Source organism: Dysgonomonas gadei ATCC BAA-286 (assembly GCF_000213555.1).
Taxonomy (GTDB): domain Bacteria; phylum Bacteroidota; class Bacteroidia; order Bacteroidales; family Dysgonomonadaceae; genus Dysgonomonas; species Dysgonomonas gadei.
The window spans coordinates 317,588-339,932 of record NZ_GL891982.1 but is presented as its reverse complement, the minus strand read 5'-3'; the positions used below and the strand labels follow the sequence as shown (position 1 = coordinate 339,932).

18 protein-coding genes and 1 tRNA gene are annotated in these 22,345 nt (G+C 38.5%); 5 read left to right on the top strand and 14 right to left on the bottom strand.

The genetic code is table 11. The annotated features are described in order from the left end of the window. Window positions 1–191: 191 nt before the first annotated feature. Window positions 192–1,217 carry a hypothetical protein gene (locus tag HMPREF9455_RS09785; RefSeq protein WP_006799519.1) on the top strand — a complete coding sequence of 342 codons (1,026 nt, stop codon included), beginning with the start codon at window positions 192–194 and terminating at the stop codon, window positions 1,215–1,217. A gap of 75 nt (window positions 1,218–1,292) precedes the next feature. On the opposite strand, the gene HMPREF9455_RS09780 is transcribed toward HMPREF9455_RS09785, so the two are convergent. After that, window positions 1,293–1,364 (bottom strand) — tRNA-Met (locus HMPREF9455_RS09780). 125 nt (window positions 1,365–1,489) lie between these two features. Beyond that, the gene (locus HMPREF9455_RS09775) at window positions 1,490–2,974 is read right to left on the bottom strand and encodes a DUF3078 domain-containing protein (RefSeq protein WP_006799518.1); all 1,485 of its coding nucleotides are present in this window, start codon (window positions 2,972–2,974) and stop codon (window positions 1,490–1,492) included. A 306-nt stretch (window positions 2,975–3,280) separates the two neighbouring features. Between HMPREF9455_RS09775 and aroC the strand changes: the two genes are divergently transcribed. Further along, window positions 3,281–4,357, top strand: coding sequence for a chorismate synthase (gene aroC / locus HMPREF9455_RS09770; protein WP_006799517.1), 1,077 nt, complete (start codon window positions 3,281–3,283; stop codon window positions 4,355–4,357). A 114-nt stretch (window positions 4,358–4,471) separates the two neighbouring features. Here aroC and HMPREF9455_RS09765 read toward each other — a convergent pair whose 3' ends face one another. The 10 genes from HMPREF9455_RS09765 to recR form a co-directional block, all read right to left on the bottom strand. Continuing rightward, complete coding sequence (locus HMPREF9455_RS09765; protein ID WP_006799516.1) at window positions 4,472–5,203, bottom strand: DUF1796 family putative cysteine peptidase; 732 nt, start codon at window positions 5,201–5,203, stop codon at window positions 4,472–4,474. Window positions 5,204–5,248: 45 nt separating this feature from the next. Beyond that, window positions 5,249–6,526: a glycosyltransferase family 4 protein gene (locus HMPREF9455_RS09760; RefSeq protein ID WP_006799515.1), complete on the bottom strand. Its 1,278-nt coding sequence runs from the start codon at window positions 6,524–6,526 to the stop codon at window positions 5,249–5,251. 281 nt (window positions 6,527–6,807) lie between these two features. Next, window positions 6,808–8,451, bottom strand: a complete 1,644-nt coding sequence (locus HMPREF9455_RS09755; protein WP_006799514.1) for a fibrobacter succinogenes major paralogous domain-containing protein — start codon at window positions 8,449–8,451, stop codon at window positions 6,808–6,810. Between the two features lie 718 nt (window positions 8,452–9,169). After that, window positions 9,170–9,643: a CDP-glycerol glycerophosphotransferase family protein gene (locus HMPREF9455_RS21790; protein WP_006799512.1), complete on the bottom strand. Its 474-nt coding sequence runs from the start codon at window positions 9,641–9,643 to the stop codon at window positions 9,170–9,172. Then, entirely contained in the window at window positions 9,636–10,217 is a 582-nt protein-coding gene (locus tag HMPREF9455_RS21785) for a hypothetical protein (protein ID WP_006799511.1), read from the bottom strand. The genes HMPREF9455_RS21790 and HMPREF9455_RS21785 overlap by 8 nt, the downstream gene beginning before the upstream one ends. Window positions 10,218–11,208: 991 nt before the next feature. After that, complete coding sequence (locus HMPREF9455_RS09745) at window positions 11,209–11,775, bottom strand: pentapeptide repeat-containing protein (RefSeq protein ID WP_006799510.1); 567 nt, start codon at window positions 11,773–11,775, stop codon at window positions 11,209–11,211. After that, window positions 11,772–12,335: an L-threonylcarbamoyladenylate synthase gene (locus tag HMPREF9455_RS09740; protein WP_006799509.1), complete on the bottom strand. Its 564-nt coding sequence runs from the start codon at window positions 12,333–12,335 to the stop codon at window positions 11,772–11,774. The genes HMPREF9455_RS09745 and HMPREF9455_RS09740 overlap by 4 nt, the downstream gene beginning before the upstream one ends. Window positions 12,336–12,349: 14 nt before the next feature. Continuing rightward, complete coding sequence (locus tag HMPREF9455_RS09735) at window positions 12,350–12,877, bottom strand: GNAT family N-acetyltransferase (protein WP_006799508.1); 528 nt, start codon at window positions 12,875–12,877, stop codon at window positions 12,350–12,352. A gap of 82 nt (window positions 12,878–12,959) precedes the next feature. After that, window positions 12,960–13,415 carry a BT0820 family HAD-type phosphatase gene (locus HMPREF9455_RS09730; RefSeq protein ID WP_006799507.1) on the bottom strand — a complete coding sequence of 152 codons (456 nt, stop codon included), beginning with the start codon at window positions 13,413–13,415 and terminating at the stop codon, window positions 12,960–12,962. 100 nt (window positions 13,416–13,515) lie between these two features. Then, window positions 13,516–14,139, bottom strand: a complete 624-nt coding sequence (gene recR, locus HMPREF9455_RS09725; protein WP_006799506.1) for a recombination mediator RecR — start codon at window positions 14,137–14,139, stop codon at window positions 13,516–13,518. Window positions 14,140–14,632: 493 nt separating this feature from the next. Between recR and HMPREF9455_RS09720 the strand changes: the two genes are divergently transcribed. Then, the gene (locus HMPREF9455_RS09720) at window positions 14,633–15,292 is read left to right on the top strand and encodes a suppressor of fused domain protein (RefSeq protein ID WP_006799505.1); all 660 of its coding nucleotides are present in this window, start codon (window positions 14,633–14,635) and stop codon (window positions 15,290–15,292) included. 107 nt (window positions 15,293–15,399) lie between these two features. Here HMPREF9455_RS09720 and HMPREF9455_RS09715 read toward each other — a convergent pair whose 3' ends face one another. Continuing rightward, on the bottom strand, window positions 15,400–17,520 hold the full coding sequence (locus HMPREF9455_RS09715; protein ID WP_006799504.1) for a S46 family peptidase: 2,121 nt from the start codon (window positions 17,518–17,520) through the stop codon (window positions 15,400–15,402). A 40-nt stretch (window positions 17,521–17,560) separates the two neighbouring features. Continuing rightward, on the bottom strand, window positions 17,561–19,081 hold the full coding sequence (locus tag HMPREF9455_RS09710) for a lipopolysaccharide biosynthesis protein (protein WP_006799503.1): 1,521 nt from the start codon (window positions 19,079–19,081) through the stop codon (window positions 17,561–17,563). 225 nt (window positions 19,082–19,306) lie between these two features. On the opposite strand from HMPREF9455_RS09710, the gene HMPREF9455_RS09705 reads away from it, so the two are divergent. Together HMPREF9455_RS09705 and hemW are read left to right on the top strand one after the other, a co-directional pair. Then, on the top strand, window positions 19,307–21,118 hold the full coding sequence (locus HMPREF9455_RS09705; protein WP_006799502.1) for an AMP-dependent synthetase/ligase: 1,812 nt from the start codon (window positions 19,307–19,309) through the stop codon (window positions 21,116–21,118). A gap of 55 nt (window positions 21,119–21,173) precedes the next feature. Continuing rightward, window positions 21,174–22,304, top strand: coding sequence for a radical SAM family heme chaperone HemW (hemW, locus tag HMPREF9455_RS09700; RefSeq protein WP_006799501.1), 1,131 nt, complete (start codon window positions 21,174–21,176; stop codon window positions 22,302–22,304). The last annotated feature ends 41 nt before the right edge of the window (window positions 22,305–22,345 follow it).

Here is a 22,345-nt window from a genome sequence, read left to right as displayed (position 1 = left end):
TTATTGATTAGATATGGATAGAACAATGATTTGGAGTGTAAAGTTTTATCGGCGGGAAAAACAACTGATTATTTGATTGTATTTCTTTCAGTGGAATACCTTATAGAATTATTGAACGAGTTTATTGAGGATTGGAAAGAATTTATGAAATTTATAGATGGTTTCACTCTATTAGAAAAAAACGTAAGTCTATGGAAAGTCACGCGGAAAAATTATTTCTACTCATTGTATTTATATTAACAATTTTCATTGCATGTACATCCGATGAAAATAAGTCCATCCCAACTATCATTGAAACACCATATGTATACATTGAAATAGATACAGTTTATTTAGAAACAGAGTTGGATTTATATAGTAGCTTCAAGTATGAAAACAAAATCTACGTATATTTTTATCAAAAAGGGTTCTGCAAAATAGCAGTTTTTAACAACAATGGGCAATTCGATAAAGTGATAGAGTTTCCGAAAGAAATAGATAAAGATTGGAGGTTAGACTATATAGCAATAGATAAGGGTTTATTTGTAATCGAAGAACATAAAAATACAACAATACATCTTCTTAATAAAAAAGGAAATAGACTACAACTTTCCGATATTGACGAAATGCCAATATATGATGATGATAAATATTCTGTTTATAGAACTTATCATGGAGAATGGGGCGGAATGGTATATTTTAGAAATAAAAATACGAATAGAATTTATCGCGGATACTCTAATAAAGTAATTAATGTGACTAAATTTCAAGATAGTTATTATGTTACAAGCTATTTAGGGCATATGATGGGACATTCTCAAATAGTGAAGATAGACGAACCTACGAAAATGCAGGAATACAATGGCTTTATATCTGACCTTATAAATAATCGAGCAGAATCAAGTGAAGAAGAACGTTATGTTTTTGATGGAATAAAAATTCTTCTTGACACATTTGAACTTCGTTCAGTAGGCTCATTTATACACAAAAACAGATTATTACAACTATGGAATGAATATCCCTCCTCGAATAAATTATATTTTACCGAACAAATAGAAGAGAAATCAATATGTAGACATATATTTGAAACACCAATGAAAGTGAAATACTTATATAATTCTAAGAATAATAATGAATCGCATATTCTAAATTTCGAAATTGAAACCGAAGAACAGAATGAGTTTGGTTTTATAGAAATAAATAATGAAAAAGTAAAAATAATCTTCCTGAAAAAATGAAGCTTTTATCGAACTCCTCAACTAATTGATATAAAACGAAAAAAGCAACTGATTCCTCAATTGCTTTCTCTTTAGTTGCGGAGACCGGATTCGAACCGATGACCTCCAGGTTATGAGCCTGGCGAGCTACCACTGCTCCACCCCGCGATATTGTGAGTGCAAAAGTATGCATTTTATTATAACACTCCAAATAAAAATGGCATTAATAAATAAAAAACTTTTGCGTATCTTGCTATCTGCTGATTAAAAACAAATTAGCTATAGAAGTTTTTTTACCAACTATAGTATAAACCAAATCCCACTCTCTGATAATACGAAAAATATCCCCATTTGGAATCTTTTCTATCATATGGAATATTATCATCATACTTCACATATAAATAAAGCGAAGTACTGAAATAGCTGTTAAGTTTGAAGTTTACAGAGTTTTCAAATTCGACATAGACTCTCTCATAGTTTGTGAAATACTTCAGACGGGAAGTGAAATTTGTATATCTGTTGCGGCTATAACTAACATTCAGGTTATATGTAGAACCATATTCAGTTTTAGATTTATCTCCTTCATCTATGCCAAACCACGTCTCGTTGACCTTATCACTCCTTACATATTTGTAGTTTAGAGACAGTACGGAGATATCCGCAGTTATATTAAATTTTCTGTACTTGTCAGCTTTAGAAACTATTTCTTTTGCATATCTCATACCGACCCCGAGATTCAATTCAAACGGGGAAAGAAAGGCTCTCTGTCTTACCTTACTCGCATCATTTACATTGTATCTGTTAAACAAAGGCGTCTTCATTTCCAGATTCGAAGAATAGGACCAGTTTTTGAATGCATTTACACCAAAAGAACTGTATGTCCTGAACAAGTCGTCCAATATATTTACTTTGTTGACTGTGTCAGCCTTCATTTGTTGAATACTAAGTCTCCATTCCAGCAGATTGTTGAAATATATCTTATCTTTCTTATAATTCAAATTTACTTTATGCTCACTATATATATTAAAGTTGTTTTCTCCCGACCAGTTGTCAGAAAAGCTATTCTGACTTAAGTCTAGTTTGTGAGAACCGTTTTTGAGCCAATATACAGGCTTAATTCTTATCTTTTCTATCTCAGGAGTATTCAATTCCACTGGATTATCGGCTGTTATCAACTCTTTCCATGGATTTCTTTGTTCTACGACCTTTTCTTTTATAACCGAAGCACCCTCAAATGTCATGGCATTTAATCTTATCTGTTGCGGATTATTCATATAATACCTCCGTCTCATAGCCTCTATTTCTTCTGCTCTCTTAAGCAAGGGTGCAAATGTACTATCAGGTGATATCAGATAAAATGGTTCCGTCTGGGTAGAGGCCGTATCTTTCGGTATAAAATCTAGGCGTGGGGGAAGTATCTTTCCGTCAAATACAACAGGAAGAAAAGCCGGTTCGAAAATAACCGTATCCCTGAATGATTTATAATTATCGAAAGGAGTCCAGTCCGGTTCTACTATCAATAAACCGTTTTTGTCCCGAAGTGGTTGCAAATAGGCTTCATGTATTTGATTGATATATGCAGTATCTATTTTCAGAGGGGCTGAAAATCCTTTTGTTGTATCTTTGGCTGAGATTTCTTTCAGCCTGGTATCGATATCTGTTATTTTATTCAACAAGCTGTCTTTATTGATTTTCGTATTATTTGTTTGTTGGGCACTAACTGATACGAACACAATAAAAAATATAATAAAACTGAAAAAGAACTTGAATACTCTCATTTCATTTATCTTTTTTCTATAAAAGAACATTCGACTGTTTCCTGGGGTCTTGGATTTAATTATTACCTGTCTTTCTAAATGGTTATCGTTCATTGAGATAGGGTAATAAATACTTTCCTGTACTTACTAAGTTGCAAATTTAGTAATTTAATCTTAATTTTCATTTTAATTTATATTAAATGAGTTGTCTCCGATTCAGATCGTACAGATAAACAAAAAATGTAATTGTAATGCTAAATATATCGATTTGCGTGTCGTTTGAATATTTTGATGTAAATTTGTAAAATATTAGAGAAACAATCGGATATGAATACATTTGGCAATATTTTCAGACTTACATCATACGGCGAATCACATGGTGCAGCTATCGGCGGAGTTTTAGACGGATGTCCTGCGGGAATTGTAGTGGATATGGATTTCATACAGAATGAACTGAATCGCAGGCGTCCCGGACAATCAAAAATTACTACACCTCGTAAAGAATCCGACGAAGTAGAGTTTTTATCGGGAATATATGATGGTAAGACCACCGGAACTCCGATTGGTTTTATTATTCGCAATAACAATCAGCATTCATCCGATTATGACAATCTGAAAGATATATATCGCCCGTCTCATGCCGATTATACCTATACTCAAAAATATGGTATCCGTGATCATCGTGGCGGAGGGCGTTCATCGGCCCGTGAAACTATTGCCCGCTGTGTAGGTGGTGCATTGGCTAAGTTGGCTCTGAAACAGTTGAATATTGAGGTTACGGCTTATACTTCGCAAGTAGGTCATATCAAAGTGGAGAAAGCATATAATGGATATGACTTTTCCTTAATAGAATCTACACCGGTACGTTGTCCCGATCCGGAAAAAGCTGTAGAAATGATTTCTCTGATAGAAGAAGTTAAATCGAAAGGAGACACAATTGGAGGTGTTATTACTTGTGTTGTAACAGGTACTCCTGTCGGCTTGGGTGAACCGGTTTTTGGTAAGTTGCATGCAGCATTAGGTAGCGCTATGCTTGGAATCAATGCTGTAAAAGGATTCGAGTATGGAGATGGTTTCGATGTCAATCATCGCGGTTCTGAAGTTAATGATGTATTCTATAACGATAATGGACAGGTAAAAACGCATACGAATCATTCAGGTGGTATACAGGGCGGTATATCCAACGGACAGGATATTTATTTTCGTGTGGCATTCAAACCTGTAGCGACTATATTGATGCATCAGGAAACTATAAATAAAGAGGGTGAGCATACCGATCTTAAAGCTCGCGGGCGTCATGATGCTTGTGTACTTCCCCGAGCTGTGCCTATTGTTGAAGCTATGGCGGCGATGACGATTCTCGATTATTATTTGTTGAGTAAGGTAAATAAGGCTTTTTTGTAAAATATAGGTAGGATAGCAAAAGATACTACTTGATTTAAGGAGACATTGCTTTATCCGGTATATTTTATTACAAATGTGATATGTCGTATTTACAGTCAAGCATTTGAATATCTTTTACAGCCTTTTTACTTTTTTGATCATCTCTCCGATTAAATCCTCATCACATCGTGCCCAAAATAACTCCTGATCATCTCCTCCCCAAATATTTAATGAGTTGAAAACAAAAATATGTATGTTTTGGAAGATTTTGTATTCCAATTTCCGTTCTATTGGGTTCTCTACTATATTTTGATAAAATAATATGATTTGCGCGTTATGTTCGCCTTTTGAGTATAATTGACCAAGCTCTGATAAATGGCCTAATAGTCTATCTATATCCGTTAATACATCTAGTCTGTGATGGTAAAAAATTATAATATCCTTTTTCCCTTTATACTTATTCAAACGGTCTATTCTCTTTGTGAATTTATCTCTAATGGATTCATCTTTAATTATATCGTGATGGGTAAACTCAAAGCCATTTGTGTGTAATTTGTTATATGAATTGGTTATTTTATCATATATCTTTAAACGAGGAACTAATTTGCTGTCAAGTTCTTCATATTTTATAAATTGAGGATTTATAAAATTTACATAATTATCTTTTTCTATTTGTAGAATATACTCGATATTAGATCTCCCATGTGAATATACCGTCGTAAAAGATTTAATGTTGTATCTGTCTAATATGTTGTCTGTTAGGCAATTCTCACCAAAGGAAAGGTATAATTTCTTAGAGAATATATATCTGTTTTCTTTTATAATTCTTTTGCACTGTTGATAAATTCTTCTTAGCTTTTTTCTCATGATTTTTATATAATGGATATTGTAATCTTGTAATAGTAAGTGTTTTTATAAGCTTTCTATCACTTTCTCCATTTTCTCTATCGCATTGTCCCATCTGAAGCGTTGTACATACTCATGACCTTTTTTAGCCAGCGATATGCGATAGTCGTTATTCCTAATCAGGTAGATGATCCGGTCTGCCATCTGTTTTACATTTCTCACCTCTACAAGTAAGGCGGTCTTGCCTTCAAAGGCATATTCCTGATGTCCTTCTATATCAGTGCATATTAACGCGCATCCGCAAAACATGGATTCGACGGATACCAATCCGAAGCCTTCCGTAAAACTGTTGGAAATGAAAATAGCGTTACGGTTATAAAGATCGCAAAGGTCGTCAGGCTCGCGAAAATATCTTATCCATTCGGGTAGTTCGTCCGGACAAGGTGAGATACCGAACAATTCTACATGCAGCTCGGGTATTGCTTCTTTCACAAGCTTTAATGCTTCCAAGCCGTATTTAGACCCTTTAATTTCCTGTATGGAATAAGTCATGGCTACAGATAACGGATTTCTGTCCTCAATCTTGTCTTTTATATAGTATTTTGTGTTGTCTATTCCATTTTCAATAAGTTCTACCCTGTTTTTAGTGTATTTACTTACAATATTTTTCAGGTACGATGCCACAACCACATTTACAGTATCTTTCATGTCATAAGAAGCAAACAGCAGGTCTTCGTGTCCTTCCCAGTTCTCAAATCCCTGTATCAGATTTATCTTCTTACCTTTGCTGATGTTCAGACTACCCATTTCCAGCACAGTAGACCACCATGTAGCTATTACAACATCTGCGTCAGGTATATATTTATCTTCTACCCGAGGGACATAAGACATAGTAATATTAGGTTCGAAGTCGAACCAAATATCTCTTTTGAAGCCTTCTATTTTGGATAGCATGCAACGTATGGAGTAAGGTAGGCGGTATTTCATATACCGGGTTCTTATGGGATACATAAGTTGTATTTTAAATCCACGTTTTGCCAGCCGGTTCGCATATTCATACATTATCCGGAATCCTCCCGCCGGGCGTCGCGGCTTGAAGGGCAGGATAAATGTTATTTCCACAGGTTCACCTTTTATCGCAATAATTTTCCCTTCAGATGTTATTGCCAGAGTACCATGCTTTATATCTTCACGTATTTCTTTTATCCTTTCAGTATATGCTTTCCTATTTTCTAAATCCTGTACGGTTTCCGGTTGCCCCATATTCCCATAGAAAGGAATAATAGGTTCTCTCCAAATATCATTTTCGGTCAGGTCGGATAGTTTATGTTTATATTTACGCATATGAGGATCGCTTTTTGTAATTACAAATATACGGAAAAACTCTTACAGCGAATTATATTACAATTAAGCTCTTAAATCTATAATCCTAATTGATCTGAATAAAGTAAAATAATTGACTGTAAAGCTGCTATCGATTTGAAAACCTTGCTATAATATAAAGAGGACGTAGGTAAAACTTTACCCCTGAATATCAATACTTATTTACGAATATATCCGAAAGTCTTTGATAAAGGGTATCGAAAGCTTTCGGATATAAACAATGATATATTAAAAGTTGTTTTTTATTGATCTTTAACGCATCTCACTGATGCGCCCATCGACCTGGAAGCTGTTGTTGCAGATACAACTGGTCCTTCGAAAGGAGAATAGTTAATAACTTCAGCTTTGGCTGAAGATTCTCCAGCTTTCGGAGTTGCAGTCCAATAATATCCTGTCGGATTAGATACTTCGATGGAATAGGTGAATAATCCACCTGCCACAGCCCCTGTCTGGCTACCGACACTTCCCGGCTTATAAAATTGTCTGGCTATACGTTCGAAGCCATAGGGGTAAAAGCCCAGTTCAGTTCTGCTGGTAGAGGCGTATGCGTTGAGCATAAGTCCGATCCCGTATCCTCCGCCGGTTCCGGCTTTAGTAACATTTGGAGCAGGATCCCATCCGGCCGATTCGAATTTGGCCCAAGGAGATTTACTTGCACTACTATATGCCGGGACACGCCATCCCGCAGGGCAAGGATCAAACATTGATTTTTTACCTGTTTCAGCCCATAAGGAGTTGTCTCCTCCTGCCCCTGTATCGTCCGATGTAAACCAGTCGAAAGGAGGAAATGAAGACTTATATTCCCCATAGTAATAAGTCGTAGGGTTTTGTATTGATTTTTTTAGGTTGGAAACTGTATTTGCTACGACTTCTACATGTTTTATTCCACTTCCGGAAGCACCCGAAAAGTCAAATTCATTTTGTTCTGTCAGTACATTATTGTTGATGTCATATAACTCACGTATATCAGGATCATTATAAAATGATGCGGAAGCAGTGAAAGGGTCTTTCCTTCCCCACTGATATAGTAATCCCATGGCATCTTCGAAATAAGGTTCGGAAGGTGCAGCTCCTGCGTCCATTTTTACAGCCCCCAGGTTACGATCCATAAAAATATAAGTAGCCTCACCATTATCATGTGTATATGATGTAGCTTCAGGATCAAAACCTGTTACCCATATATGCCATGACCAATATATGGGATCTGTGGCATTTCCGTTAGGGCCTATATGGATACCAACCAAAGCATTACCTTCAGTGCTTCCAGCCTTAGTTGTAACTTTAAATTTAGAAAAGCCGCCTTTGTCTCCAGTCGACAGTTCAACCTTTTCTATAAGGTCTTTTTTATCTTGCCAAATCAGAGCAACAGAAACTTTTGCTTTGTCATCGAAAGTCCCTAAATCGGAGCGCTGTTCCCATACCAGATAGGGTTTGCCTACAGGTATTTCTTCAGACACTCCTCCATTGGGCGGGACAATGTAACAATTCGGAGAATTTATCAATTCTGGATCAAGAGGGTTATAACATGGTTCCGGTAATCTTATCCATTGAGTGCCATCCCATACATGTAAGCCCGGGCATAAGCCGACCTCCAGTGAATCTGTGATGTTATAAACTAATAAACCAATGTGTGATTCTTTGTCTCCGGCCTGAAGATCTTCAGTTTTTATACATGGATCCATCTTATCCAGCCCTATCAGATATACACGTGCATTGAGAAGACCTTTTGTAGAATTGGAATTGATATTATCATTTTGCTTCAAATCAAGTAAAGCACCATCTAAAGGAGTAAGATTTGAGCCAACAGTCACTTGTGCGTCGACCTGTACCGAAATAATTATTGCCAACAGCAACAGGTGCAAAAATCTGTGTGTTTGTAGTTTCATGTCAAAATTTATTAACGTTTTTTATTATGAATTTGTCTTATGTCTTAATTTTGTCTTATGTCTTAATGTCTGTTCAAAATAGTCTGATAACGTGCTAAGTCTCGTAGGCGATGTTGTAAATTTTATGATAAAGTATTCAATGCATAATTTATTGATAATAAACGAAAAAATTAAGAAGATAAGATAGAGGCAAATTTCTCAGATGGGTAGATACTTTTATTTATCATTACACTTATATTGCAATTAACTTGCTAACTGTTGCTGCTTTCTAAAAAAAACAGACAGGCGCAAACTTTAAATGATAGCTTTTTATTCGCTTCATTTCATTACTGCTAAAATCAAATTGTTTTGAATTTGAGTCTTTTGTCTTTATTAAATCTTCGGTAGTAAAAATAATTTATCAAAACTTATCAAAAGGGGATATTTAAGTCTATTTGCTTCTTTTGTAAGCGATATATGGTCGTTTTAAATTAATAATATCAATATGTGACATGTTTTTCGTGTATATGTGTCTGTTTTGTGCTTATGTGTATTGTGTTATGGGTTTGTTGGTCAAAAAATGGACTTTATATGTGTTAAATGTTGTCAGAAAAGGTGCGCTGGTCAATTGACCGGAAAAAGTATAAGAAAATTGTTATGATATCGAATGAATCCCGGTAAAGAATATTCCGTCTCAATATAAATAATCAGATGAACCCTTCCTATATAAACAGATTATTCAGAGTGTTTTATAGCAGGGGCCAAAAGGAAAGTATCCGGCTTTCTTGCGAAGCTTGTATTTGCGATACAGGTTCAAAGGCTTCTTTTTTATCTTACCTTTATAGTTAGCAATGAAGTCATCGACAGAATCAAGAATACGAGCCGACGATTTACCATCACGAAAAGGATGTACTTCTTCCATAAACAGCCTGATGTTTTCCATCAGATTAGCCGGCCGTTTCAAGGCTTTTTCCAATGCTTCTTCGAGAAGCTCAGGGGTGTCTATGTTTATAAGATGATTAGCCGGGAAAGTATTTTTGTATGTTACCGCCGGCTTATTGAACCAGAGGTATTCATAAATAACAGACGAGGTATCGCTTAACATTACATCTGATTGCCGGAACAGGTCTGCCTTATCCTCCGTCTCACAAAAAACAGCATTGTCATATTGTTGAGCCAGAGTTTTATAACGGTCAACAGTTTCTTTATCCATCTTCGGATGAAAAGAGAACAACCATATCCAGCTTATTCAGTAGTTCTTCTATCTTATCATGAAGGACTGAGGCTGATTCCATATTTTTAGTAAAAGTGGGTGCAAATACAATAGTTGGTTTAGTATTTGAGGCTTCGCTTTCAGGAGAGGGAAGCCACCCGTCAAACTTACTCCAGCCGGTTTCATATACCTTGAAGAATCCGTATTTTTGTTCCAATTCTTTAAAGCGGGGTGTGAACATTGGGCTGGTAGTACAGTAAATATCGAAGAATCCCCGGATTTTGTAATGGTCGCCATAATCGCCTCGTTTGTAGTATAATCCGTGGAATACTTCTACTTTCAGTCCCGGGAAAAAATCATAAACACGTACCCCCGGAACGAATACTGCAATGGGGTTGTATTCCATGACTTCTTTGATTGTTTTCAATTGTTTCTCATTATCATGCAGGCATACGGGAGCAGAATCTTCAATATACCATGCTACATCATCACCTCTTCTCCATATTTCGTTTTGTAAAGGACGAAGGATGGTATATGAATATGATAATGAAACAAAAAACAAATACTTTTTCATGAATACAGGCATCAATTTATCATTCCGAGCACAAAAATATAAAAAAGATAGGGTAGAACAACCTTAATGTGAAATTAACTGATGGTAAACATACGAAAAATTGCAAGCCATAATCATTCGTTTAATTCTTATTTATTAACCACGTTTAGTTAAAATCTGACACATCTGACAGCTTTTCATTGCTTTTATCCTGTTGTTTTTGTTTTCGTTAACTGTATATAGTTAAAAGGTAACACAGAAAACAATTAATAACTAAAGCCAATCGGTAGTTGAGGTAGTATATCGTCGTATAAAATTGTTGGATTTTTTTCTACTACGCGCAATCAAAGATTGCTTGTATTACTTTTTTCCTAAGCAAAAAAAGTAATCAAAAATGCTTTGACGCCCGCTTTAAAGGCCGACCCATAACAGGCTTAAAGGCTAAACGAAAAAACTCGCTCTCAATAGAGCATAATACGAATCGGTCGATAAGCTCAAACACGTTTTCGTTTTTCAGCCTTTTTCGCCCTATGGGTACCCCGTCCATAAAGCAAATGGCGTCGGCTGATGCACGATAAGGCTGATGCATATTTGATTAAGGGCTTTGCCCTCACTATGGCGTCCGCCCTTGCGCATTAGTGACGCAGGCGGGCACCCAATCCGTAAAGCGGAGGTGTAGAGCAAAATACGGTAGCTGCTGTACTCGACTGATAATCCGGCTAAAGGTGGTTCCGTATTATTTTGCTCCACCGAAGCTGCGGTTTTGGGTCGCCGAGGAATGGAGCGCTAGCCTTTTGGTTCGTTTTGGGCAATGCCAAAATGAACGTTTAAGCGAAACGAAGTGGAGCTGAAAAAAATCCAACATTAAAATGTAACAAACGTAACTACCTTTTCAGTCATTTACTTATATGCCATTCAAAATTTCAAAGAGCTACCGGCTACAAGCTATCGGCTATATACATAGATAAATTTTTATGAAAAAATAAAATCTTATTCATCATCCCTATTATTTCTATTCAATCACAATGTCAAATTGGCTCAGTAATCCGGCTAATCCGTCCTTCGAGAAGCGGGCTTTTTTTATCTGGTTTTGGCTAAGGTCTATTATATAATTGAATGCAGAGGTGAAGTTTACCTCTTGTATATTAGAATTGTAGAATATAGCTTCGTTCAGGTCGCAGTTGATGAATTTCGATTGCTTGAGATCAGCCCCTGCGAAGTCTACACCTTTGAGCGATGAATCTTTGAAATGAGTTTTTATCATCTTCCGTTTCTCGAACGAGCTGTAGTCCAGCATACATTTATCGAAGTCCACCTGAAAAATAAAATCGTGACAGTGGTTGAATTTCACACCCAGTATTTTACAGTTTCTAAACTCTGCGTTATTCAATGTGGTTTGCGATAGATCAGTCATGGAGAAATTACAGTCGGTAAAGACACAATCGGTAAAACTGCAACCTGTAACTTTGGCATTAGAGAAATCGCATTTCGAAAATGTACATTGGTCAAATGTTTCTTTACTTATCCCATTGGTGTAGGATATGATTTCCAATAGCTTATCTTCATGTATAACTGTCATTCCCTTATTACTTTTACTTCTCCCGATTTGCCCAGTTTTATGATGCTTGATGCTTTTGATTTGGAAATATCGTTTTGTCTGTATTGGACAATATAATCCACTCCGTTTTTGATCTCATCACTGATCTCACTGAAATTTGCGGGAGAGGGTTCCCCACTTATATTGGCGGATGTAGAAACAAGCGCTTTGCGGAAACGTTTACAAAGCTCTTGTGAAAAGCTTTCCTTTGTAACGCGAATAGCTAGGCTCCCGTCTTCTGCTATTAAGTTGGGTGCCACATTGCGGGCATTATCATATATTATGGTAAGAGGCTTATCAGATACTTCTATCAGGTCCCATGCTATTTCGGGCACTCCATCTATATAGAAATCGAGCTTCACAGGGTTGTCTACCAGTGTAATAAGCGCTTTGCTATCTACACGCTTCTTCAATTCATATACTTTCCGTACTGCCTCCTCATTGGTTGCATCGCAGCCGATTCCCCAGATAGTATCGGTTGGGTAAAGGATAAGGCCCCCTGCTACCAGTACCTCAAATGCCTTTTTTATATCTTCGTTCATTATAATCGTTTAAACTACTTGTTGTTAATTAATTGAGATAATTGTACATCTTCAAACTTATCGCCTCTTTGTATCCAGTCTTTAAGTATGCCTACTTCTTTATATCCGGCTTTGGAGAAAAGTCCGATACTCTTTATATTGCTGACGGATATGTATGCATACAACTGATGAAGGTATAGGAAATTGAAAGCATAATCGGCCATCAGGCTTAGAGCTTGCGAAGCATAACCTTTTTTGCGATATGTTTCGTCTATCAGTATTCCGATACCGGCCCGGCGGTTATGCGCATCTATTTCATACAGGTCTATTGTTCCGATAGTGATTTTATCTTCGGTCAGGTCTATCATCAGGCGCAGTTGCCTGCTCTGGAAGATATCCATTTCCAATGCATCATTTATATACTGTCGCAATACGAGCTTTGAATATGGGGCAAGTGTATTGCCGTGAACCCACAGCGCAGTGGAGTTTTCCCAACCATAGAGCTGATCCAGATCTTCCGGTTCCACAGCCCTTAACGATATATGTGTATTCTTTAGCAACATGTTTTCTGATAATGAGTTATAAATGATGCATTACGAATCGCCTGCACCACTCTTAATTCTTAGTTATTCATTCTTAATTATTTCAGTATCTGTTATTCTCAAACATTTCCCCCAGACGGATAAAGAAATTCTTCTTCCTGCGTCGTATACGTTGGTTTTCACCTGACGACATCATTATTCTTTCAAACGAAGTTTCACCTCTTTCCATTGCTTTTATTGCATGGTAGATAACTCCCCAGTCGGGTAACCCGCCCAGATTGCGGTCGTCGATAAACATTTCGGCATTCAACTTGCGTGAGGCGGTCGATACATCTTCGTCGGGATGGTTCTTGTTGGCTGCATAGAATTTCAGGCCTTTCTTTTCACAATAGTTTACTGCCTCTTGAAGTAAGTCGCCGTCGCGTACTGTCCACATGAGGAGAATATGCCCTTCTTTCTGTAGTTGGAGCAACGTCTCTATGGCAAAAGGTATTGCTCTGCCTATCTTAGGGTATTCGTGCTCTACAATTGTTCCGTCAAAATCTACTGCGATTACCATATGTTTGATTGATTACAAGTTTCAATATTGTATTGTTGTTAAGAATAATGCAAATATAACAATAAATTACAGTTGCGAGTTGCTGGATAATTCTTCACTTTCACATCCTGTACGATTCGTTGAATAGGGTCCGGTTCAGTATCGAACGTCCGAGAGTGACCTCGTCGGCGTATTCTATTTCATCTCCGATGGAGATTCCCCTGGCTATCATGGATACCTTTACATCATAAGGCGCCAGTTTTTTATAGATGTAGAAGTTAGTGGTATCACCCTCCATTGTAGTGCTCAGAGCGAGGATGATCTCATTGATATTTCCCTGCGACACACGTTCCACCAGGCTTTCTATCTCCAGGTCGGCAGGGCCTATCCCGTCTATAGGGGAAATGATGCCGCCAAGTACGTGATACTGTCCTCTGAACTGCATGGTGTTTTCGATAGCCATTACCTCCTTTATGTTTTCCACCACACAGATTGTTGTGGCATCCCGTGACTTATCCTGGCAAATAGGACACACTTCGGCATCACTGATATTGTGGCATACTTTGCAGTATCTTACTTCATGTTTCAGCGCGACCAGCGATTGTGCAAAACCGTCTACCATCGCGTCATCTTGCCTCAGCAGATGCAGGATAAGGCGTAGCGCTGTTTTACGGCCTATACCGGGTAGGCGGGCAAATTCATTTACTGCATTCTCCAGCAGTATGGAAGGATATTTTTGATTCATAGATATTACTCAAAATAGAAGTTCAAAGATAGAAATATTTTGAGAGTTTTCATTTATCATATGTAGTAGCATGATAAAAGAAGCTCATCGCCGGAGGTTTAATATGTAACATTCCGGAGCTGTTTATTAGCGAATACTTTTCTAACCATGATTTAATTAACCTATATTTGCATTATATTGTTAAAACCTGACAAACTTGACAGCTTTTACTATATTTTTCCATTTCAACTTTTTTAAGTACATCATTTACTTTTAACTTTCTATTTTTTTACATTTAGGTTTTAAGTATAAAACTTGACACTTTTTTATATTTTTTCATAGGCATGTTTTTATTAGGGCGAATTTTCAAAGAATCAACGGCTTCTTCGGTATATAGATAAAATTTCGGAACAATCGTACTGACTATATTAAATAATTTCGTGCGTTTGCCCTAAAAGATCAGGATTACTACTTCTTTAATTTTTTATATCTTTAAACCTTCAATTAAACACATATGACACAGAAAGAATATAAAAATCTCTTCGATGAAGACGATGCCGTAGGGTGGTGGGAAATAGACAAAGCAATAGAAAAACTATATGGAGATGTTGAACCCCGTCATTATGCTCCGCAACTGCATTATATGGTTGGTGGAGAAGACCCTTTGGACGGAGTCAGTATTTTCGATTCCCGTAATCAGGAATTTCACCGCCATCTGGTGAGTTATGGCATGTCGGAACTTTATTATAATGAAGAGGCTGCGGGTGGTGAATTTAGTAAATGGGGTTTTGAATTTACTTTTCGCCTAAAGCCTTTCGAAGAAGACGGAGAAGACCCTACATGGGTTGTCAACCTGATGAATAACCTGGCACGCTATGTGATAAAAAGCGGCCGCTGGTTTGAAGAAAACCATGTAATCCCTGCCAACGGCCCTATACGGGTAGGCGGGAAAAAGGAAATCGACATAGTGGGAGTTGCTTTTACGCTTGATCCCGAAATGGGAAAAATACAGACTCCGCATGGAGAAGTGGCTTTCTTGCAGATGGTCGGACTTACCTCCGGAGAGATGGAGCGGATAAAATCGAGTGACTCGGTTTATGAAGAAGTAAAGAAAGTACTGGAGGAAATGAAGGCCAATAATCCCTTGATGATAACAGATTTGGACCGGCGATAGTAAAGTACGTTTTCAGAAATGGCGTAAAACAGTCAAAATGCCGGTTTGTATAAAACAGAAATGGCTGTCGAAAATGATCGGCAGCCATTTTTATTTTAACGTATTCCTTATTTTATAATTTTCAGTTCCTGAATCAGACGGGGGCATTTCATTACTTTATCTATTGTATAAAGTACATAGCGAATATCCACGCTGATAGTACGTTGCACTTCCGGCTCAAAAACAATATCCCCGCTCAGCGCTTCCCAGTTACCATCGAAAGCCAGACCGATAAGTTGAGCTTTTCCATCGAAAACAGGGCTACCAGAGTTGCCTCCGGTTATATCATTGTTAGATAAGAAGTTTACATGCATCTTACCGTCTGCGTCAGCATACTGACCGAAGTCACCTGCTTTCAGGTCGTTAAGGATATATTCCTGTACGGCAAACTCGGGATCATTCGGATTTTCTTTTTCCAGAACTCCTTTCGATGTAGAATAGTAATCGTATGTTACAGCATCGGCGGGCTTGTATCCGCCAATAGAACCATAGCTCAGACGTTGGGTGAAGTTGGCATCTGGAGAGAATACTTTATTCGGTTCCATTTCCATCAATCCCGCCATAAACAAGCGTCCGCCTTTATCTATTTGCGCATGATATGGGGCAGAGTCTTTCTGAAGCAATTTCAGGCAAGGCTCAAGGGCTTTTGCCAGCTCTATTGCAGGATCTTTTTCTATATCTTTAGCTTTACCGTTGGCAATAAGGGTTACTATTCCGTCCAGACTTGTCAGCTTTGTATTTTTATAGAACCAGTCGGCGTATTTATCATAATCGCCTTTGAACTTCTTGTTGATAGTCTCATATATAGCCGGTTGGTATGCCGCAGGCACACGTTCCGCATATAATTTTAGCAATACAGGCATTACTTCACGGTCTAGAGACGGCTCGTAGTCCTTATAAACGTTAGTCATGCGGCTTCTCAATTCGTCACCTTTATCTCCTTCGTCCATTTTGCTTACAAACAGAGCTGTATTGGCAAAGCGGGTTATCTCTATACCATTATAGAATGTTTCGAACAGGTATGTCTGTATTTTAGCGGCATCCATTGTAGAAGTATAACCTTCTTTCAGCATCGGTAATACATCCCCGTATTTAGCTTGGTTGTTTGATGAAGATACCCATTGTGAAAATCTCGTTTCAAGGTCTTCTTTATCTTTTATTACATCCAGCTTTGCGATGGCTTCATTCATTCCCATTGCATTTTTCCAATAGTTGGAGCTACCTGCGTATTTATTTGCATATTTAATGCGTACAGCGTCACTTGCGTTCATCGCTTTTCTCCAGATATCCTGTTTCGCCCCACGTACTTCGATACGTGGTTTGTGTTCCGATTCTACCATTTGGTTGATACCCCACGATGACATGTAGCGTTCGGTACTTCCCGGATAGCCGATGGTCATGGCATAATCCTTATCCTTGAATCCCTGTATGGATACAGGAACGGAATATTTAGGCTTGTAAGGGACATTGTCGGCGCTGTAGCGCGCAGCCTGATTGTCCTTGTTCGCGTATACGCGGAATACAGAGAAGTCACCTGTGTGGCGTGGCCACATCCAGTTGTCTGTTTCCCCTCCGAATTTACCTACGGATGAAGGTGGAGTGAAAACAAGCCTTACGTCGCGGAAGACATCGTATATAACCGCATAATATTTGTTGTTGGAATAGAACGGTACTACCTGCGCACGTATAAATTCATTTCCCTTGTATTTTTGCAGATATACTTCCGATAATGAATCTATCTTCTGGTCGCGCACATCTTCGCTGTCATCAGGCGACAGAGTAGAGGTCACGAAATCTGTAATGTCTTCTGTCTTTTGCAGGAAAGCAACCATTAATCCTTCTGCCGGCAATTCATCGGCAAATGCCTGGCTGACAAACCCGTCTTTCAGGTAATCGTGCTCTACCGAACTAAGTTTCTGAATGTTTCCGTAGCCGCAGTGATGATTTGTGAAGATCAATCCCAGGTCGGAAACGGCAACTCCGGTACATCCGCCACCGAAGATTACGACCGCATCTTTCAGCGATGGGTTTGTCTCACTGTAAATACTATCGGCCGGGAACGAAAAACCCAGTTCTTTCATACGAGCCAGACTTTGTTTGTTCAGCTCTTTCAGCAACCACATACCTTCGTCTGCCTTTACCAGCAGGGCCGAGAGGAAGAGGATTGAAAATAGAAATATCTTTCTCATTGATTTATAATTATTATTGATTAATTGATTGTTTTTTAGTTTATTTATTTCTCTTGAAATACCTGTTGATAATGGGTATTTCACTTAAAGGCAAATCCTTTTTTATCACAATCGCTGCAAAAGCGATGAGGAATAATGTACGGTATCCCATACGCAACAACTCATTATCTATTTGCGGATACATCGCAGCTATATAAAATACGGTTGCCAGAACGAAATAAAGGAATATATTCTTCAGGTCATATTTTATAGGGAAATACTTTTGTCCTATGAAGTACGATATGGCAGCGATTATCAGGTTGCAGGCGAATGTTGCCCATGCACTGGCTATATAGCCGTAAATAGGAACCAGAACGATATTCATTACTACCTGTATGACGCACCCCAGTATGGAAAAATATGCACCGTATTTGGTCTTGTCGGTCAGCTTATACCATACCGAAAGGTTGAAATAGATACCGAAAAATATTTCACCCATCATGGCGTATGGCAGAACGTCCAGCCCTATGGCATAATTACGGCCTATTCTATGCATAATATACTGGATAATATCTATGTAGAACATTACTACCAGAAATATCAGCAGCACAAATATGATGAAATACTTCATTGCGTCCGCATAAGACTTGGTATTGTCCTTCCCATCCTTGTTTTTCCCGAAGAAGAAAGGCTCATAAGCATAGCGGAAGGCTTGAATGAACATGGATATTATGACCGAGAATTTGACACAGGCACTATATATTCCGAGTTGGCGGTCGGCTTCTTCAACACTGTCGAAAATATATGGATATACCAGTTGCGCCACAGTCTGACTGATAACCCCTGCCAGTCCCAGCATCAGCAGAGGAAAGGAATATTTCAGCAGGCGACCCAACAGGCTTTTGTCAAAGTCTATCTTCAATCCTTTCATCGTTGTTGGTATCAACAAGATTAATACTGCCAGCGTAGATATAAGATTGGCTAGAAATATATATCCTATACCGATATCCTGATGATAAAACTTATTCAGTATAAAATCGGGGTAAGCCTCCTTTATCCATGGGCAAAATACTAAGAAGAACAGATTGAAAAATATATTGAAGAAAATAAAGGCGAGTTTCAGTGCGGCAAACCGTTTCGGCCTTTTTTGTTGTCTCAAATATGCGAAAGGAATGGTCATGAAAGCATCCAGGGCAACTACGATTGCCATAATCATTATATGTTCCCTGTGGTCCGTATATCTGAGCCATTCGGAAATAGGTGTGATGAAGCAGATCGAAAACAAAATAAAGAGCAACGAGGTGCAGCCTATGGTTATCAATGAGGTAGAATATACCTTATCCGCGTTTTCTTCCTTTTTATTCATAAATCGGAAGAAACCCGTTTCCAGTCCGTAAGTCAGCAATACCAAAAACAGTGCCGTAAGTCCGTATATACGGCTGACTTTCCCATATTCGATAGTATTGGTGAAAATGCTGATGTGCAGTGGCATCAGAAACCAGTTGAGAACACGGCCGAGAATACTACTCAATCCGTAGATTGCAGTATCTTTCGCCAAACTCTTCATTCCACTACCTGCCATAGAAAATTATTTGGCTACAAAAGTAGTAAAATAAGTTATGAGTTATAAGCTATAGGTTATAACTTTTTGCCATACTCCCGAAAACAAGAGGGCAAACCGTTTATACATCTTTGTTTGATTGGCTTGACAATGGGTGTTTGTGCAACTATAAAAATTGCAATTACATAATATATTTTCCATATTTAAGACTACCTTTGTAGCAATTACGAATCAAAAAGAATTTCCATGAACTATTATCATTTATCTATTTTGGTGCATCGCCAAGCCATCAGATATGGGAAAAGAACAGCCCTGAAGTATAGGAACCCTTACGAGAAAAAATGGAAGAGTATTTCATGGAAGAAGTTTTCGGATAACGTAATGAAGACGGCATGGGCTATGGCTGAAATAGGTGTAAATGAAGGTGATAAGGTCGCGGTTTATTCCCAGAATATGCCTCAGTATCTTTTTGCCGATTTTGCTTCGTATGCCAACAGGTGCGTATCAGTGCCTATATATGCGACCTCTTCTCCTACACAGGTAGAATATATAGTCAATGATGCGAATGTTGAATTATTGTTTGCCGGAGAGCAGTTTCAATATAATAATGCTTTTAAGGTACAGCAGAGCGGATCTTCGGTACTGAAAAGGATAATTGTATTCGATAACAAGGTAAAGTTCCATCCCGAAGATAAGACATCTATTTATTTCGATGACTTTATCGCTTCAGGAGAGAATTCCAATACGGAAGTTATTGTGCGTGTACGGATGAAATCGAGACAAGAAGACGATATCGCTTGCATAATATATACTTCTGGTACAACAGGCGAGCCTAAAGGTGTTGTGATACCTCACTCATGTTTCTTACAAGTATTCCGTATTCACGATATGCGGCTGACCATGACATCCAATAAAGATGTCTCAATGAATTTCCTCCCTTTGGCACATATCTTCGAGCGGGCATGGACGTGTTATGCACTTCATAAGGGTATGACTATTGCCATCAATCAGGATGCAAAAGAAATACAGAAATCTATACAGCAGGTTAAGCCAAGTATTATGTGTAGTGTTCCCCGCTTTTGGGAAAAGGTATACGCCGGGGTACATGAGAAGATTTCAGATTCGAAGGGAGTTATGAAGTGGTTGTATACTCATGCGATCAGAACAGGCAAGAGATATAACCTTGATTATAAGAATAATGGGATACGTTCGCCTTTTGGCTTGAGGATCAAATTCTTCTTATATAACAATACTGTATTCCGTATATTGAAGATGGTCGTTGGTATCCAGAATGGTAATATATTTCCATGTGCCGGAGCACCGCTGTCAGACTCTATAAATGAGTTCCTACAATCGGTAAATATACCTATAATAATAGGTTACGGATTAACAGAGACCAGCGCGACAGTCAGTTTCTATCCGGAAAAAGGATTTAGAATAGGTTCTATCGGTACCATTATGCCTGAGGTAGATGTAAGGATAGATCCTGCAAACAACGAGATACTGGTGAAAGGAAAAACCGTTATGCGCGAATACTATAAAAAACCGGAAGAAACGGCTAAAGTATTTACCGAAGATGGCTATTTCCGCACAGGTGATGCCGGACGACTGGAGGGCAATGTCCTGTTCCTGACCGAGCGTATAAAAGACCTTTTCAAAACGGCTAACGGAAAATATATTGCTCCTCAGGCGATAGAAACAAAAGTGTCTGAAGATAAGTTTATCGACATGATAGCTGTTATAGCGGATGAACGCAAGTTTGTGAGCGCCCTGATTGTACCGGACTATAAAGCATTGGAAGAATATGCAGAGGCTCATAATATTCAATATGATAAACTGGAAGAATTGCTCTCGAATGTAGATATCCTGCGTATGCTCGATGGCCGTATTGAATTACTACAGGCTAACTTTGCCCCTTACGAAAAGATTAAGAGATACTGGCTGTTGCCCGAACCATTCACAATGGAAGGCGGTGAACTCACCAATACATTGAAGGTTAAACGTAAGTTTGTGGCAGAAAAGTATAAAGATATCATCGACAAGATGTATAAAGAATGAATTCCGCTTTCTTATTGATGGCTGCTAACTGTTTACTGTTAACTGTTTACTGATTATGGCAGGCATTTATATACACGTTCCTTTCTGCAAGACAAGGTGCATTTATTGCGATTTTTACACCCGCACCGATATGTCTCCCAAGCATAACTATGTATCGGCTGTATGCAGGGAAATGGAATTGCGCAAACATTATATCTCAAATGAGATAGTGAAGACAATCTATTTCGGAGGAGGAACGCCTTCCCAATTATCATACGGGGACTTCCAAAGAATATTTGATACCATCCGGGCTAATTTTACGGTTGCCTCTGATGCTGAAATAACAATGGAGGCCAATCCGGACGACCTGGATACAAAATATTTGGAAACGCTCCGGAGATTACCTTTCAACCGCCTGAGTATTGGTATCCAGAGTTTCGATGACAATGAACTGAAATTCCTCAAGCGCAGGCATTCTGCCGAAAGGGCAATAGACGCGGTCAGCTTATGTAAGTCGTCAGGCTATAACAATATCAGCATCGATCTGATGTATGGCCTGCCAAATCAGACAATGGATATCTGGCAACGAAATCTGGAACAGGCTATAAATCTCAATGTGCAGCATATCTCATCTTATCACCTTATCTATGAACAGGGAACACGGCTGTACCGTTTGTTCAAATTGGGCGATGTAAAGCCTGTAGATGAAGATTTGAGCGTGCAGATGTTCTCTGCGATGATTGACAGCCTGAGCGCTGCCGGATTCCAACATTATGAGATATCGAACTTTGCCCGGAATGGTTTGTATTCGAAGCATAATAGTTCGTACTGGCTTGGCGAAAAGTATCTCGGATTAGGGCCTGCTGCACATTCTTTTGACGGGCACAACCGCGCATGGAACATTCCCTCTATCTCTAAGTATGTGGAAGCCATAGGGCAGGCGAATCCGGCTATTGAAACGGAATGTCTGGATAAGAATACAAGTTATAATGATTTTATACTGACGGGTATGCGCACCATGTGGGGAGTAGATCTAGTTGTAATGGAAAGCCGCTTTGGTACATCAATGAAAGATTATTGCATGAAGAATGTACAGAAGTATATCAATCAGGGATTTGTAACCAATAACGATAATGTATTGAAACTAACGCGTGAAGGCATCTTCATCTCGGATGGTATTATGAGCGACCTGATGTGGGTAGAATGATCTACTGTTATTACACCGAATAAAAAAGCTCCGGACTTCCG

Bases quoted from the DNA above. Each gene is read 5' to 3' on its own strand.
- HMPREF9455_RS09705 (WP_006799502.1), top strand. From the start codon at position 19,307: ATGAACTATTATCATTTATCTATTTTGGTGCATCGCCAAGCCATCAGA.
- HMPREF9455_RS09760 (WP_006799515.1), bottom strand. From the start codon at position 6,526: ATGCGTAAATATAAACATAAACTATCCGACCTGACCGAAAATGATATT.
- HMPREF9455_RS09735 (WP_006799508.1), bottom strand. From the start codon at position 12,877: ATGTTGCTAAAGAATACACATATATCGTTAAGGGCTGTGGAACCGGAA.
- HMPREF9455_RS09730 (WP_006799507.1), bottom strand. From the start codon at position 13,415: ATGGTAATCGCAGTAGATTTTGACGGAACAATTGTAGAGCACGAATAC.
- aroC (WP_006799517.1), top strand. From the start codon at position 3,281: ATGAATACATTTGGCAATATTTTCAGACTTACATCATACGGCGAATCA.
- HMPREF9455_RS09740 (WP_006799509.1), bottom strand. From the start codon at position 12,335: ATGAACGAAGATATAAAAAAGGCATTTGAGGTACTGGTAGCAGGGGGC.
- HMPREF9455_RS09785 (WP_006799519.1), top strand. From the start codon at position 192: ATGGAAAGTCACGCGGAAAAATTATTTCTACTCATTGTATTTATATTA.
- hemW (WP_006799501.1), top strand. From the start codon at position 21,174: ATGGCAGGCATTTATATACACGTTCCTTTCTGCAAGACAAGGTGCATT.
- HMPREF9455_RS21790 (WP_006799512.1), bottom strand. From the start codon at position 9,643: ATGGATAAAGAAACTGTTGACCGTTATAAAACTCTGGCTCAACAATAT.
- HMPREF9455_RS09765 (WP_006799516.1), bottom strand. From the start codon at position 5,203: ATGAGAAAAAAGCTAAGAAGAATTTATCAACAGTGCAAAAGAATTATA.
- HMPREF9455_RS09715 (WP_006799504.1), bottom strand. From the start codon at position 17,520: ATGAGAAAGATATTTCTATTTTCAATCCTCTTCCTCTCGGCCCTGCTG.
- HMPREF9455_RS09755 (WP_006799514.1), bottom strand. From the start codon at position 8,451: ATGAAACTACAAACACACAGATTTTTGCACCTGTTGCTGTTGGCAATA.
- HMPREF9455_RS09775 (WP_006799518.1), bottom strand. From the start codon at position 2,974: ATGAGAGTATTCAAGTTCTTTTTCAGTTTTATTATATTTTTTATTGTG.
- HMPREF9455_RS09710 (WP_006799503.1), bottom strand. From the start codon at position 19,081: ATGGCAGGTAGTGGAATGAAGAGTTTGGCGAAAGATACTGCAATCTAC.
- recR (WP_006799506.1), bottom strand. From the start codon at position 14,139: ATGAATCAAAAATATCCTTCCATACTGCTGGAGAATGCAGTAAATGAA.
- HMPREF9455_RS09720 (WP_006799505.1), top strand. From the start codon at position 14,633: ATGACACAGAAAGAATATAAAAATCTCTTCGATGAAGACGATGCCGTA.
- HMPREF9455_RS09745 (WP_006799510.1), bottom strand. From the start codon at position 11,775: ATGACAGTTATACATGAAGATAAGCTATTGGAAATCATATCCTACACC.
- HMPREF9455_RS21785 (WP_006799511.1), bottom strand. From the start codon at position 10,217: ATGAAAAAGTATTTGTTTTTTGTTTCATTATCATATTCATATACCATC.